The sequence below is a fragment of the Herbidospora sp. RD11066 genome (assembly GCF_054661255.1).
In genome coordinates, this window is sequence record NZ_BAAGDO010000164.1 from 1 (window position 1) to 269 (window position 269).

1 protein-coding gene is annotated in these 269 nt (G+C 52.0%); it reads left to right on the forward strand.

Features of this window, described 5'->3' with window-relative positions:
- Positions 1-14: 14 nt before the first annotated feature.
- A partial coding sequence (locus ACYQ78_RS39650; protein WP_459806150.1) for a TIM-barrel domain-containing protein occupies positions 15-269 on the forward strand: 255 nt, incomplete at its 3' end.

The window sequence follows — 269 nt, forward strand, 5'->3', positions numbered from 1 at the left end:
CACACCGAAAGTTGGTGACCATCATCGATCCCCACTTGTTTGCAAATGATTCAAACTACACAGTCGCCAACCTCTTCAAAGAAAAGAAGTTGGTGGTCCAAAAACCCTCAGGAGAAGACTTCCATGGATTCTGCTGGCCTGGCCCTTCGGTGTATCCGGACTTTTGCTCCCCGGAAGCGCGAGCTGAATGGGCGAAGCTCTTTGATTTCAAGGCATACCCCGGACGCCCAGCGGAGCTGTACACATGGAATGACATGAATGAGCCCAGC